This window comes from Nocardia niwae NBRC 108934 = DSM 45340, from assembly GCF_001613465.1.
In the GTDB taxonomy this organism is placed as follows: Bacteria; Actinomycetota; Actinomycetes; order Mycobacteriales; family Mycobacteriaceae; genus Nocardia; species Nocardia niwae.
Map to the genome: position 1 here is coordinate 1 of NZ_BDCK01000031.1, position 13362 is coordinate 13362.

General features: G+C 69.9%; 14 protein-coding genes. 7 read left to right on the top strand and 7 right to left on the bottom strand.

From position 1 onward, the window contains the following. Window positions 1-57: 57 nt before the first annotated feature. Window positions 58-708: a DUF1003 domain-containing protein gene (locus NNI01S_RS21865; protein WP_435825514.1), complete on the bottom strand. Its 651-nt coding sequence runs from the start codon at window positions 706-708 to the stop codon at window positions 58-60. A 37-nt stretch (window positions 709-745) separates the two neighbouring features. Next, entirely contained in the window at window positions 746-2026 is a 1281-nt protein-coding gene (locus NNI01S_RS21870) for a magnesium transporter MgtE N-terminal domain-containing protein (RefSeq protein ID WP_063022005.1), read from the bottom strand. Between the two features lie 62 nt (window positions 2027-2088). Between NNI01S_RS21870 and NNI01S_RS21875 the strand changes: the two genes are divergently transcribed. From NNI01S_RS21875 to NNI01S_RS21885, 3 genes are read left to right on the top strand one after another with little or no spacing between them, the layout of a single operon-like run. After that, window positions 2089-3045: an HpcH/HpaI aldolase/citrate lyase family protein gene (locus NNI01S_RS21875; RefSeq protein WP_063022150.1), complete on the top strand. Its 957-nt coding sequence runs from the start codon at window positions 2089-2091 to the stop codon at window positions 3043-3045. 12 nt (window positions 3046-3057) lie between these two features. Then, the gene (locus NNI01S_RS21880) at window positions 3058-3549 is read left to right on the top strand and encodes a YflT domain-containing protein (RefSeq protein ID WP_063022006.1); all 492 of its coding nucleotides are present in this window, start codon (window positions 3058-3060) and stop codon (window positions 3547-3549) included. A 3-nt stretch (window positions 3550-3552) separates the two neighbouring features. Then, window positions 3553-4134, top strand: a complete 582-nt coding sequence (locus NNI01S_RS21885) for a suppressor of fused domain protein (protein ID WP_084489157.1) — start codon at window positions 3553-3555, stop codon at window positions 4132-4134. A 9-nt stretch (window positions 4135-4143) separates the two neighbouring features. On the opposite strand, the gene NNI01S_RS21890 is transcribed toward NNI01S_RS21885, so the two are convergent. Further along, window positions 4144-5226, bottom strand: a complete 1083-nt coding sequence (locus NNI01S_RS21890; RefSeq protein ID WP_063022007.1) for a magnesium and cobalt transport protein CorA — start codon at window positions 5224-5226, stop codon at window positions 4144-4146. Between the two features lie 84 nt (window positions 5227-5310). On the opposite strand from NNI01S_RS21890, the gene NNI01S_RS21895 reads away from it, so the two are divergent. The 4 genes from NNI01S_RS21895 (at window position 5311) to NNI01S_RS21910 (ending at window position 9738) form a co-directional block, all read left to right on the top strand. Beyond that, entirely contained in the window at window positions 5311-6165 is an 855-nt protein-coding gene (locus NNI01S_RS21895) for a PHP domain-containing protein (protein ID WP_063022008.1), read from the top strand. Next, complete coding sequence (locus tag NNI01S_RS21900; RefSeq protein ID WP_084489158.1) at window positions 6162-6428, top strand: hypothetical protein; 267 nt, start codon at window positions 6162-6164, stop codon at window positions 6426-6428. The genes NNI01S_RS21895 and NNI01S_RS21900 overlap by 4 nt, the downstream gene beginning before the upstream one ends. 51 nt (window positions 6429-6479) lie before the next feature. After that, window positions 6480-8021, top strand: a complete 1542-nt coding sequence (locus NNI01S_RS21905) for an FAD-dependent oxidoreductase (RefSeq protein WP_245676322.1) — start codon at window positions 6480-6482, stop codon at window positions 8019-8021. Between the two features lie 520 nt (window positions 8022-8541). Further along, a complete protein-coding gene (locus NNI01S_RS21910; protein WP_063022011.1) occupies window positions 8542-9738 on the top strand; it encodes an NAD(P)-dependent malic enzyme in 1197 nt (398 codons plus the stop codon). A gap of 69 nt (window positions 9739-9807) precedes the next feature. Here NNI01S_RS21910 and NNI01S_RS21915 read toward each other — a convergent pair whose 3' ends face one another. From NNI01S_RS21915 to NNI01S_RS21930, 4 genes are read right to left on the bottom strand one after another with little or no spacing between them, the layout of a single operon-like run. After that, window positions 9808-10515, bottom strand: a complete 708-nt coding sequence (locus tag NNI01S_RS21915; RefSeq protein ID WP_063022152.1) for an ABC transporter permease — start codon at window positions 10513-10515, stop codon at window positions 9808-9810. Beyond that, window positions 10512-11180 (bottom strand): ABC transporter permease, encoded by a 669-nt coding sequence (locus NNI01S_RS21920; RefSeq protein ID WP_063022012.1) that lies wholly within the window; start codon window positions 11178-11180, stop codon window positions 10512-10514. The genes NNI01S_RS21915 and NNI01S_RS21920 overlap by 4 nt, the downstream gene beginning before the upstream one ends. 6 nt (window positions 11181-11186) lie before the next feature. Then, on the bottom strand, window positions 11187-12335 hold the full coding sequence (locus NNI01S_RS21925) for an ABC transporter ATP-binding protein (protein ID WP_063022013.1): 1149 nt from the start codon (window positions 12333-12335) through the stop codon (window positions 11187-11189). A 12-nt stretch (window positions 12336-12347) separates the two neighbouring features. Continuing rightward, window positions 12348-13232 carry an ABC transporter substrate-binding protein gene (locus NNI01S_RS21930; protein ID WP_157114924.1) on the bottom strand — a complete coding sequence of 295 codons (885 nt, stop codon included), beginning with the start codon at window positions 13230-13232 and terminating at the stop codon, window positions 12348-12350. Window positions 13233-13362: the final 130 nt, after the last annotated feature.

The window sequence follows — 13362 nt, forward strand, 5'->3', positions numbered from 1 at the left end:
GGGAGCGGCTGTCCGGGACATCCCCTGCCCTGGCCGCTCTGGACAACGTTGTCCAGGTTACCCACCGGTCAGGTCCTTATTCGGCATTTCTGGTTGATCATCGGTTACCGACGGTGAAACCGATGCCGGAGCGGGCTTTCGGCCGGAGCTTTTCTTGCGCCCGCCCTTTCCCGCGCTTTCCGAGCGGATCTCGTGATCAGGGGATTCCCCGGGCTCCATCCGGTCCAGAATCCCTTTCAGCTCATCCAATTCCCGGCGCAGATAATCACGGGTGGCCACTTCGCCGACCGCGATGCGCAGGGCTGCGAGTTCGCGGGCCAGAAACTCGGTGTCCGCCTTGGTCTGCGCGGCCCGCACCCGGTCCTCCTCCAAGGCGACCCGGTCGCGGTTGTCCTGCCGGTTCTGCGCCAGCAGGATCAGCGGCGCCGCGTAGGCGGCCTGGGTGGAGAACGCCAGATTCAGCAGGATGAACGGGTACGGATCCCAGCGCAACGCAACCACGAAGACGTTCAACGCGATCCAAACGAGCACCACGATCGTCTGCACCGCGAGATACCGACCGGTCCCCAAAAATCGCGCCACCCGCTCGCTGCTGCGGGCCAGGGCCTCGGCGTCCCACTCCAGCCGGAACCGGCTCTCCACCGGCGTCTCCAGCCGCTGGCGGGCCCTGCTGTGACCGAGCCGCACGCCCGGGTCGTTCTCGCTCACGGTCTGTCCTTTCGGGCGGGTGTGAAGCTCCGCGCGGTCACGCTCCACCCCGCTCATCGGTCTCTTCCTGGTCGCGCCAGTCCTCGGGCAGCAGATGGTCCAGGACGTCGTCGACACTGACCGCGCCCAGCAAGTGGTTCTCCTCGTCCACCACCGGTCCGCAGACCAGGTTGTAGGTCGCGAAATACCGCGTCACGGCGGCCAACGGGAGGTCGGGGCGCAACGGCGCGAGGTCGGTGTCGAGGATGCCGCCCACGAGGTGGGCGGGAGGTTCGCGCAGCAACTGCTGGATGTGCACCGAACCCAGGTAGCGGCCGGTGGGCGTCGCGGTGGGCGGACGGACCACGAACACCATCGAGGCCAGCGCGGGGGTCAGGTCCGGGTTACGCACCCGCGCCAGCGCTTCGGCCACCGTCGTGGACGGCGTCAGGATGATCGGTTTCGGCGTCATCAGACCGCCCGCGCTGTAGGGGGAGTGCTCGAGCAGCCTGCGCACCGGCTCGGACTCCTGTGGGTCCATCAGGGCGAGCAACGATTCGGCCTCGCCCTCGGGCAGCTCGCCCAGCAGGTCGGCGGCGTCGTCGGGGTCCATCGCCTCCAGCACGTCGGCGGCCCTGCGCACCTCGAGATGACCGAGCAGGTCGACCTGCTCGTCGTCGGGCAGCTCCTGCACCACGTCGGCCAGACGTTCGTCGTCCAGTGCGACGGCCACCTCGATCCGCCGTTTCTCCGGCAACTCCCGCAGCTGCTGCGCCACGTCCGCCGCGCGCATGCCCTCGAACCCTTCGAGCAGTTGCGTCACGTCCTGTCCGGGCCTGCCGATCTCGTAGGGCGTCAGGCCGGACACTCTGGTCCAGTCCACCACGTGCACCGTGCGCCTGCGGCCGAGCCGCCGATGCCCGCGCACCGCGACCCGGCTGACCAGCCAGTCCCTGGAACGGGTCTGCTCGATGCCGAGATCGGCCACGTGGACGTCCACGCCCGCCAGATCCGGCAGATCCGGGTCCTCGACCCGCACCACCGAATCGACGATCTGCGCCAGCGCGAGCATCTCGCCCGGTCGCTGGGTGAACCGTCGCAGGCTGACCGTTCCGGTGTTCAGCGTGACCACGCCGGGTTCGATCGCCGTGATCCGCAGGATCGGCACGAAAATACGCCGCCGGGTGGGCAATTCGACGACCAATCCGTGTACGCGGGGCTGCTGGCGGTCGGAGCGGACGGCCACGACGACGTCACGAATGCGGCCGATAGACTCGCCGTCCGGTCCCAGCACCGCCAAACCGGCCAGCCTGGCGACGTACACCCTGGTAGCTGCCATGCTGCCAGGCTAGATGTTCGCGGGCGGGTGTTCGCACCCCGCCACGATCGACGGGAGTGATCATGAAGCCGCGCCGTTCGGTGCTCGCCTGCCCGGGCAGCAATACGAAGATGATCGAGAAAGCCAAGACCTTGCCCGTCGACGAGGTGTTTCTCGATCTGGAGGACGCGGTCGCCCCCGTCGCGAAGGCCGAGGCGCGGGCGAACATCGTCGCGGCGCTGAACGACTCCGGGTGGGGAACGCAACTGCGTGTGGTCCGGGTCAACGACTGGACCACCGAATGGACCTATGCCGACGTCATTTCCGTCGTCGAGGGCGCGGGCGCGGCGCTGGACGCGATCCTGCTGCCCAAGGTGACCGACGCGGGCCAGGTGCGCGCGCTGGATCTGCTGCTGACCCAGCTGGAGAAGACCTGTGGCCTTGACGTCGGCCGGATCGGTATCGAGCCGCAGATCGAGAACGCGCTGGGGTTGCGCAACATCGACGCCATCGCCACCGCGAGCCCGCGGGTGCAGACCCTGGTCTTCGGACCGGCGGACTTCATGGCCAGCATCAACATGCGGACCCTGGTGGTCGGCGAACAGCCCGAGGGCTACGACACCGGCGACGCCTACCACCACATCCTGATGACCATCCTGCTCGCCGCCCGCGCCCACGGCCTGCAGGCGATCGACGGCCCGTACCTGCAGATCCGGGATGTCGATGGCTTCCGGCGGGCCGCCGCGCGCACGGCCGCGCTGGGATTCGACGGCAAGTGGGTGCTGCACCCCGGCCAGATCGAGGCGGCGAACGAGATCTTCAGCCCGCGCCAAGCGGACTACGACCGCGCCGAGGAGATCCTCGACGCCTACGCCTTTCACACCTCGGCGGCGGGCGGCGCCCGCGGCGCGGTGATGCTCGGCGACGAGATGATCGACGAGGCCAGCGCCAAAATGGCTCAGGTGATCGCGGAAAAGGGCCGCGCCGCCGGAATGACGCGCACCACGCGTTTCACACCACCGCAGGATGCGCCGGAATAGCAGAATGGAACTATGACGAATCCCTTGGGGAACTCGAGCCGCGCGCGGCAGGGCCTCCCGACGCCGCCGTCGGGCTGGCCGGTCGGCTCGTATCCGACCTATGTCGAGGCGCAGAAGGCGGTCGACTATCTGGCCGACAATCAGTTCCCAGTGCAGGACGTGACCATCGTCGGCGTCGACTTGATGCAGGTAGAGCGGGTCCTCTATCGGCTGACCTGGGGCAAGGTGATCGGCGGCGGCGTGGTGTCGGGCGCCTGGCTCGGCCTGTTCCTCGGTCTGCTGCTCAGCCTGTTCACCACCAGCGGCGCGCTGGGTCCGCTGCTGGTCGGCTTGGTCGGCGGCGTCATCTTCGGTGTCATCTCGACCTCGATTCCGTACGCGGCGACCCGGGGCCAGCGCGATTTCGCCTCCACCATGCAACTGGTGGCGGGCCGCTACGACGTGCTGTGCGATCCGAAGTCGGCCGAGCAGGCGCGGGACATGCTCGCGCGGCTGGCGATCTGACGCATGGAAGTGCTGGAGACGGTCCGCACCGAGGTGCTGGGCCATTTCGGCGTGGACGCCGCGCAGGTCGACGCCGCGTCGGTCACTTTCCTCGGTTTGGAGCCGATCGAGATCCTGCGCATCGTCGAGGGCGATCTGGTGCACTACGTGACGTTGGGCGGCAGCAGGCATCCGATGGGCGATCCCGCGGCGGTGCACGCCGATCCGGTGCGCGGGCCGCGCGCGGAACTGGCGCTGACGTTGCGGTCGGGGGTCGGCGCGAGCTCGGGCCTGGCCAAGTCGCTCGGTGTGCTCGCCGCCGCGCCGGTCGTGGAAGGCGTTGTGCTGCAGGCGGACGCGTTGCTGGATCTGGGTGAGCCGATGTGGCGCGACGCGCCGTTCACCGCGGCGCTGCTCGGCGACAGCGACATTCCGGCGGTGCCGCTGCCCGACCCGGCCGAGCCGGTGCGGTATTTCGCGGTGACGCCGGTGACCGCGACCGAGGCGGCATGGGTGCGGGTCCGGGGTGCGCAGGCGTTGCGGGACGCGTGGCAGGAGGCCGGGATCGACGTGCGCGACCCGAGGCGCGGCGCCGCCAGCTTGTGATCCGCCCGGCTAGAGCCACTTGTTGCGGCGGAAGGTGAAGAACAGGCCGGTGCAGATGCCGAGGATGAGCGCCCAGACCACGGGATAACCCCAGACCTGGTGCAGCTCGGGCATGTGATCGAAGTTCATCCCGTAGATGCCCGCGATCATCGTCGGCACGGCCGCGATCGCCACCCACGCCGAGATCTTGCGCATGTCGGTGTTCTGCTGCACGCCGATCCGGGCCAGCGCGGCGCTGATCAGGGCGCTGAGCGCCTCGTCGAAGTCATTGATCCGTTCCGCCACGGCGGCGTGATGCTCGGCGACGTCGCGCAGATAGCGCCGGACCTCCTTGGGCACCGGCAGATCCGGTTTGTGGCTGAGCAGCTCCAGCGGGGCGGCCAGCGGATTCACCGCGCGCCGCAGCTCGACCACCTCGCGCTTGAGCTGATAGATCGACTCCACGGTGACCTTGCTGCGCGGGGTGAAGATCTCCTCTTCCATCTCGTCGATGTCGTTCTCGACGGACTGGGCCACTTCGATGTAGGAGTCCACCACCCGGTCGGCGATCGCGTGCAGGACCGCGCCGGGACCCAATGCCAGCTGCGCGGGGTCCTCCTCCAGGGCCTTGCGGACCTCCGCCAGCCCCGAATGTTCCCCGTGCCGGACGGCGACCACGAAATCCGGACCGGTGAACACGATGATCTCGCCGGTCTCCACGATCTCGCTCACGCTGTCGATTTCGTGCGGGACGTAGCTGACCGTGCGCAGTACCAGCAGCAGCGAATCGTCGTAGCGTTCCAGCTTCGGCCGCTGATGGCGTTGCAAGGCGTGTTCGGTGGCCAGCTGGTGCAACCCGAACGTCTCGGCGATGTCGGCCATCTGCGTGGCGTCCGGATCGTGCAGGCCGACCCAGACGAATCCGTTCTCCTCCTCGCGGGCGCGCGCGAGTGCCGCCTTGTGGGTGAACCGGCCGGGCAGGCGTTCGCCGTCCACGTACACCGCGCAGTCGACGATCGCCTGCGCCGTCGGCACCGGGATGAACCGCTGCTCGGGCTGTGCTGGTGATCGGCCGGATCCACGGAGTGACGAAAGCGGGGAAAAGGACGGCACGGTGACGATGCTACGTCGCCGCAGGCTGCCGGATGATCGCCTGCGCGTGCGGGAGGATGCCGCCGCACTGTAAGACTTGAAGGCGTGCTCATCGACCTGCATACCCACTCCACCGCGTCCGACGGCACCGACACACCGGCCGAACTCGTGCGGAACGCGGCCGCGGCGGGCCTGGACGTCGTCGCGATCACCGATCACGACACCACGGCCGGATGGGCGGAAGCGGCCGACGCGCTGCCGAAGGGGATGACGCTGGTCCGCGGCATGGAGATGTCGTGTGTGGGCCTCGGTGAGGACGGCTGGCCGGTACCCGTGCATTTGCTGGCGTACCTGTTCGACCCCACCCATCGCGGGTTCGCCGAGGAACGCGAGCGACTGCGCGCCGAACGGGTGGAACGGCTGCGCGCCATGGCCGAGCGGATGGCGGCCGACGGACTGCCGATCGACCCGGATGCGGTGCTGGCTTCGGCGGGCCCTTCGGCCGGACGCCCCCATCTGGCCCGCGCGCTGGTCGCCGCCGGTGTGGTGGCGAGCGTGGACGCCGCGTTCGACGAATTGCTCGCCCCGCACGGCCGCTACTACGCGGAGAAGGCGGACACCCCGCTGCGTCGCGCGGTGCAGATGATCGCCACCGCGGGCGGGGTCAGCGTCCTGGCCCACACCAGGGCCCGCAAGCGGGGCAGGCTGCTCGCCGTCGACGACATCCGTGACCTGGCCGTCCTCGGGCTCGGCGGCCTGGAGATCGACCATCCCGACCACTCCGCGGCCGACCGCGCGCTGCTCACCGATCTCGCCGCCGAACTCGGCCTGCTCACCACCGGTTCCTCGGACTACCACGGCACCAACAAGACCATCCGGCTCGGCGAATTCACGACCGATCCCGCGCAATTCGAGAAGTTGGTCGGCAAGGCTTCCGGCGTGCCGGTGATCGCCTCGTGAGATTCGTGCGTGGCCTCAGCGGCGTGGTCGCCGGTGGGACTGTGGTGGGCATGCTGATCGTGGTCGGCGCCGCCGTCCTCGCCGACCGGCGCGGGTTCCCCGGTCCCGGCGCCGAATCGGTTGCCTGGCACGTGGCGGCCGCGATGGTCGCCGCAGCGGCGCAGATCTACGCGGATCGGCATCGCGGGGTGGCCGCTTTCGCCGGATCCATGACAGTTTTCCTCGCTGCTGGATTATTGCTGTGGACTCAGTGGTGGAGCTGACCCCGCTGTTTTGGTTGCGGGCGAATGAATTGTGCCCGAACATTTTTCTTTGTGACTGAATTCGAGACGGATGTACTGGTAATCGGCGGTGGTCCCGCCGGTGCCTGGGCGGCCGTCTCGGCCGCCGCGGTGGGCGCCACCGTCGTGCTCGTCGACAAGGCCCGCTGCGGGTCGAGCGGGCCGACCGCGTACGGCGCGATCTCGCTGTGGCACCTTCCGCCCGGGCCCGCCCGGGACGAGGCGGTGCGGCGCGGGCACGCGCACGGCGGCGGACTGAGCGATCCGGATCGGATGCACCGCGTGCTCGAGGAGACCGAGCAGCGGGTCGAGCAACTGGCGCGGTGGGGCCACCGCCTCGCCGGTGATCCGGCGGGTCCGGCCCGGCGGCGGATCTATCTCGACGGTGCGCGCTACCTGCGGCGGATGCGCCGCGCGGTGCGCGAGGCAGGGGTGCGCGTCCTCGATCACCATCCGGCGTTGCAGTTGCTGACCGACCGCGACGGCGTGGTGGCGGGCGCGACCGGACTACGCGACGGCGGCGGCTTCCCGCGCTGGACCGTGCGTGCGGGCGCGGTCGTGGTGGCCACCGGGGGCTGCGCGTTCCTGTCCGGCGCCGCGGGCACCGGCGTGGACACCGGCGACGGTCTGTTGCTCGCCGCGGAGGCGGGCGCCGAACTGTCCGGCATGGAGTTCTCCTGCGCCTATAGCCTGATTCCGCCGGGGGCGGCGCAGCCGGCCGCGCTCCGGAGTCTCGCCTTGCGGTTCGCCCCGCTCTACGACGAATCCGGCGCTGAGCTGCCCGGGCACCGCTCGGCCGCGCTCGCGGCCATCGCCGATGGTCAGCGGGTCTTCGCCGCGCTGGACCACGTGCCGGTCGCCCTCCGCGCCCGGCTCGCGCGCCAGGGCCTGGTCGGCCGCGCCGAGCGGGTGCCGCTGCGCGCCGTACTGGAGGGCACCGTGCGCGGCACGGGGGGACTGCGCGTCAGCGGGCCGGAGTGCGCCACGACTGTTCCCGGCCTGTTCGCCGCGGGCGACGTCGTCAGCCGCGAGGCGATCACCGGCGCGGTGAGCGCATCCGGAGGGCTGGGCGGCGCGTGGGCGATCGCCTCGGGCTTCTGGGCGGGCACGGGCGCGGCGAAGTTCGCCCGGACGATGGATCATCGGGCTCCGGTGCGCGAGGTCCCTGGGGCCGGGCTCAACGCCGTGGCGCGGATCGATCCGCGGGCGGTCGTCGGCCTCGTTCAGGAGCACACCTTGCCGTTGCGGCGCAGCTATTGGCGCAGCGCGGGCAGCCTGCGCGACAGCATCGGCGAGCTCGACGGGATGTGGCCGGGCGCGGAGTTCGACCTCGGCGGCAGCGGTGCCGAACTGCTGCGCGCCCGGCAGGCCGCGGCGCTGCTCGCCGTGGCGCGCTGGACGAAATACAGTGCGTTGCTGCGCGCGGAGAGCCGCGGCATGCACCGCAGGACCGATCATCCCGGCGCGTCCGACACTTGGCGGGTGCGGTTGACGACGGGTGGCGTGCGCAGCGTGTGGGTGCGTCCGGACGCGCCCCGCACAATGCCGGACGAGGCTCGCGATATCGTCGCATGAGCCGCGGCCACGGCGTCGTGCGCACGCGCTGCGGCAGCCGCGACGCACTCACACCGGCGGCGCCCCGAGCGGTGCGATCACTCACCGGGCCGGGCTCGTGAACGGGGAGTTTCCCCTTACCTGAAGGTAATTCCCGGCCCATACCGTTGGGTGATGGAGCGCGACACGGCCCAGGGGGTGACCAGTTTGGCAACTGGCCCATCGGACTGGCAGAATGTGTCGGATTCCTTGCCTCCGCCACCGCCGGGTGAGGGAATCACGGAGGTCTCCGCCTCGCCGACGTACCGTCGCGACCCGCGAGATCGCACCGCATGTTCTGTCCGGGCCCACCCGTCCGGTTTCTGTTTCGCGGATCAGTGCCGCGCCCGCCTTCGAGATCCCGGCAAGTCGTGTTCGCTCGCTCCCGGCCGCCTCGAAACATACCGGTCAGCGTGCTCGATGAGCCTAGTGAAACGACTTATACCCATTACCCGGTGGTAACCGTCCCCCGGTTTAGCCCGACCCGAGCAGGAGTGAAATCGTGTCACCTGTGACTGACGCACCGAATTCCACCGCAAGCCTGTCCGAAATCACAAACGACGAAATCTTCGCGGGACATCTCGGCGGCAAGCTCTCGGTCGAACTCAGTGCGCCCCTGGAGACCCAGCGCGACCTCTCGATCGCCTATACCCCCGGCGTCGCCCAGGTCAGCCGCGCGATCGCCGAGGACGAGGCGCTGGCCAAGCGCTACACCTGGACCGATCGGCTGGTGGTCGTGGTCAGCGACGGCACCGCCGTGCTCGGCCTCGGCGACATCGGCCCGCGCGCCTCGCTGCCGGTCATGGAGGGCAAGGCGGCGCTGTTCAAGAAGTTCGCCGGACTGGATTCTATTCCGATCGTGTTGGACACCAAGGATGTCGACGCGATCGTCGAGACGCTGATCCGCCTGCGGCCCAGCTTCGGCGCGGTGAACCTGGAGGACATCTCCGCGCCGCGCTGCTTCGAGATCGAGAAGCGCGTCATCGAGGCGCTCGACTGCCCGGTGATGCACGACGACCAGCACGGCACCGCCATCGTGGTGCTCGCGGCGCTCAACGGCGCCGCCAAGGTGCAGGGCCGCGGCATCGAGGGCCTGAAGGTCGTGGTGTCCGGTGCGGGCGCCGCCGGTGTGGCGTGCACGAACATTCTGCTCGCGGCCGGCGTCCGTGACGTGACCGTGCTCGATTCGAAGGGCATCGTCAACGCCGAGCGCGGCGACCTCAACGAGGTGAAGGCCGAACTGGCCACCCGCACCAACCCGCGCGGCCTCACCGGCGGTGCGGCCGAGGCGCTGGCGGGCGCCGACGTTTTCCTCGGCCTGTCCGCCGGTCTGATCGCGGAAGAGCTCATCGCGTCGATGGCGCCGGAGTCGATCGTGTTCGCCATGTCCAACCCGGACCCGGAGATCCACCCGGAGGTGGCGCGCAAGTACGCCGCGATCGTGGCCACCGGCCGCAGCGACTTCCCGAACCAGATCAACAATGTGCTGGCGTTCCCCGGCGTCTTCAAGGGAGCGCTGGACGCGGGCGCCCGGCGGATCACCGAGGGCATGAAGATCGCCGCCGCCGACGCCATCCTCAGCGTCGTCGCCGACGAGCTGGGTCCGGACAAGATCGTTCCCAGCCCGCTGGACCCGCGGGTCGCCCCGGCCGTCGCCGAAGCGGTCGCGGCCGCCGCCCGCGCCGAGGGCGTCGCGTAGCAACAATCCGCCGCATCGCAAGGGCGCTCCGTTCATCGCGAACGGGGCGCCCTTTTCGTGGGAGCGGGCTCAGTCGGTGGTCGGCAACTCGGCGCCTACCGCGGGGGGTAAACGGCGTAACCGGCCGGTGCCCGGCGTGCCCGCCCACGCCGCGAATGCCAGCAATCCGTCCAGCAGCATCGCCAGCAGCGCCACCAGCAGTGCGCCAACCAGCACCCGGTCGTAGCGGTAGAGACTGATGCCGTCGAAGATGTAGCGGCCCAACCCGCCGAGGTTGACGTAGGCCGCGATCGTCGCGGTGGCCACCACCTGCAATGTCGCGCCGCGCAGACCGGTGAGCAGGATGGGCAGCGCGTTGGGCACCTCCACCCGGAACAGGATCTGCCGCTCGGTCATGCCCATGGCCCGGGAGGCGTCGACGACGTCGGCGGGCACGTTGGCTATTCCGGCGTACGCGCCCGCGAGCAGCGGTGGGATGCCGACGGTGACCAGCGCGAGCAGCGGCGGGATCAGGCCGAGGCCGAGCAGCAGCACCAGGAAGGTCAGCAGGCCGAGGGTCGGCAGCGCGCGCATGGCGTTGGCGAAGCCGACCAGCACCGCCGCCCCGCGCCGGGTGTGGCCGATGATCAGGCCGAGCGGCACCGCGATCACCGCCGAGACGGCGACGGTCAGAAAGCTGTACCAGAGGTGCTGGACGATGCGGGTCCCGATGCCGGACGGACCGCTCCAGTTGGCGCCGTCGGCGAAGTAGTGCCAGGCGTCGAGGAACAGATTCACGATGCGGTTCCCTTCGCCTTCGCGGTCCGGGCGTCCGCGCGCACCCACGGCGTCGACCAGCGGCCGAGCGCGTACACCACCCGGTCGGCGACCAGCGCGAGCGCGAGCGTCACGAGGACGCCCGCGATGATCTCGTCCGGGTAGTCACGCTGATAGCCCTGGGTGAACAGCTTGCCGAGCCCGCCGACGCCGATCAGCGCGCCCACCGACACCATCGCGATGTTGGTGACCACGACCACCCGCAGGCTGGACACGAAGACCGGCACGGCCAGCGGCATATCCACGGTGAGCGTGCGACGCAGTGGGCCGTAGCCGACGGCGTCGGCCGCGTCGAGCACCGTGGCGGGCACCGAATCGAGGGCCGCCGGGACCGCGATCACCAGCAGCGCCGTGGAATAGACGGTGAGCGCGATGATCACGTTCAGCGGATCGATGGCCGAGATCCCCACCAGCGGAGGGATGATCACGAACAGCGCCAGCGACGGGACGGTGTAGGCCAGGCTCGCGGCGATCACGGTGACCCGGCGCAGCCACGACACCCGCCGTACCAGCGCGCCGACCGGAATCGCGATCACCGAAGCCAGCAGCAGCGGCACCAGCGCGAGGTAGAGATGGGTGGCGGTGAATCCCATGATCTCCGGGAAGTTGTCGACGAGATAGCGCATGGGTGTTCAGCGCACCTGTTCGTCGAAGAAGTGCCGGTTGCGTTCAGCGTCCTCCCGCGCGCGCTGCCCGGCCAACTGCTCGAGCACCTCGGTGGCCAGCACGCCGCCACGCACGGCGCCCGCGTCGTCCACGGCCACGCCGACTCCGGCGGGCGAGGAGATCGCGGCGTCCAGTGCCTGGCGCAGGTCACCGGCGGGGGTGAACAGGGAGCCGCCCGCAGCCATGCTGTCGGCCAGCGCGCGGCCCGCGCGGACGCCTTCGACCCCGGTGACGTCCATCCAGCCGGCCGGCTTGTTCGAATCGTCCACCACCAGCACCCACTCGCCCGCGTCCAGCCGCAGCCCCTTCACCTCCGCCGCCACGGCCGTTCGGATCTCGTGCAGGGGAACGTGGTTCGCGGTCCGGAAGGACAACCCGCGGTAACCGCGGTCCCGCCCGACGAAGTCGGCGACGAAATCGGTGGCGGGCTGAGCGAGCACGCGCTGCGGCGGGGCGTACTGCTGGAGCACCCCACCGCGACCGAACACCGCCACCCGATCGCCGAGGGTGATCGCCTCATCGATGTCGTGCGTCACGAACACGATGGTCTTGCGCAATTCCGCTTGCAGTCTCTGCATTTCGATCTGCAATTCGGCGCGCACCACCGGGTCGACGGCGCTGAAAGGCTCGTCCATCAGCAGGATCGGCGGGTCCGCGGCCAGCGCGCGGGCCACGCCGACGCGTTGCTGCTGGCCACCCGACAGCTGTGCCGGGTACCGCCGGGCCAGCGAGCGATCCAGGCCGACCCGGTCGAGCACCTCGAGCGCGGCGGCACGGGCGGCGCGGCGCGAATCACCGCGCAGCACCGGAACGGTCGCGACGTTGTCGACGACCGTCCGGTGCGGAAGCAGGCCCCCGCTCTGGATGACGTATCCCATCCCGAGGCGCAGCCGGACCGGATCGACGGTCGAGATATCCTGCCCGCCAACGGTGATCGTCCCCGAACTCGGGACGATCATGCGGTTGATCATCCGCATCGAGGTCGTCTTCCCGCAGCCGGATGGACCGACGAATACGGTGAACGACCCCGATTCGATCCGCAGATCCAGGTCGGTGACGGCATGGGTGCCGTCCGGATAGGTTTTGCTGATACCGGAGAATTCGATATCGGACAACGAATCTCTCCTCTAGCCCACCGGCTTGTTCAGCCCCTTGGCGGCCACCCAGGCCGCGGCGGCGGCCTTGGGCTCGATCTTTCCGGCGCCGGAGACGGCCTCGTTCAGCTCGAGCAGCTCGGCGGTGGTCAGCTGCGCCGACACCGCGTTCAGCGCCGCGAGGGCCTTGTCCGACTTCTTGCTCGCGTTGAGCAGCGGCACCACGTTCTGCGCGGGGAAGTTGTGCTTCGGGTCCTCGAGCACCACCAGGTCGTGCTGCGGGATGGCCGGCGAGGTGGTGAAGACGTTGGCCGCGGTCACCTGGCCCTCGACCAGCGCGCGCACCGTGGCGGGACCGCCGCCGTCGGCGATCGGCACGAAGCTGTTCGCGGCGATGTCCAGGCCGTAGTTCTTCTTCAGGCCGGGCAGGCCGCCTGCCCGCTCCTGGAATTCGGCGGGGGCACCGAATTTCACCTCGGCCGAGTGGGCGGCCAGGTCCGCGATCGTGCGCAGGTTCCAGCGCTGCGCGGTGGCGCGGGTGACCACGACGGCGTCCGAATCCGCACCGGGCGCCGGCGTGCCGATCGCGAGATCGGAGCCGAGTGCCTTGTCGAGCGCGCTCTGCACGTCCGCGGCGCTGGTGGCGGTGGCGGTCTTGTCCAGGTATTGCAGCAGGTTGCCGGTGTAGTCGGGGATCACCGAGATGGCGCACTGCCGCAAGGCGGGAACGTAGGCTTCGCGACTGCCGATGTTCAGCTTGGTCTCGACACTGAAGCCGTTGGCGCGCAACACTTCCGCGTACACGTCGGCGACGGTCTCGGACTCGGGGAAGTTCGCCGAACCCACGATCAACCCGTCCCCCGAGCAGCTGCCGCCGGTGGCGAGTGGATCGGAATCGCCACAAGCGGACAGGGCCATCGCGACGGCGAGTGCCGTCGCGGCGGCCAGAATGCGGGCCGCGCGCAGCGCGACGCGCACGGCGGGCCGCGGCACGGCGGCACGGGGGGTGCGGGTGGATTTCACGAGAGTCCTTCCGACAGGACGGCGG

What these genes read in the sequence shown, in the direction of transcription:
- NNI01S_RS21870 (WP_063022005.1), bottom strand. Translation starts at nt 2,026, where the DNA reads ATGGCAGCTACCAGGGTGTACGTCGCCAGGCTGGCCGGTTTGGCGGTG.
- NNI01S_RS21875 (WP_063022150.1), top strand. Translation starts at nt 2,089, where the DNA reads ATGAAGCCGCGCCGTTCGGTGCTCGCCTGCCCGGGCAGCAATACGAAG.
- NNI01S_RS21880 (WP_063022006.1), top strand. Translation starts at nt 3,058, where the DNA reads ATGACGAATCCCTTGGGGAACTCGAGCCGCGCGCGGCAGGGCCTCCCG.
- NNI01S_RS21885 (WP_084489157.1), top strand. Translation starts at nt 3,553, where the DNA reads ATGGAAGTGCTGGAGACGGTCCGCACCGAGGTGCTGGGCCATTTCGGC.
- NNI01S_RS21920 (WP_063022012.1), bottom strand. Translation starts at nt 11,180, where the DNA reads ATGCGCTATCTCGTCGACAACTTCCCGGAGATCATGGGATTCACCGCC.
- NNI01S_RS21930 (WP_157114924.1), bottom strand. Translation starts at nt 13,232, where the DNA reads ATGGCCCTGTCCGCTTGTGGCGATTCCGATCCACTCGCCACCGGCGGC.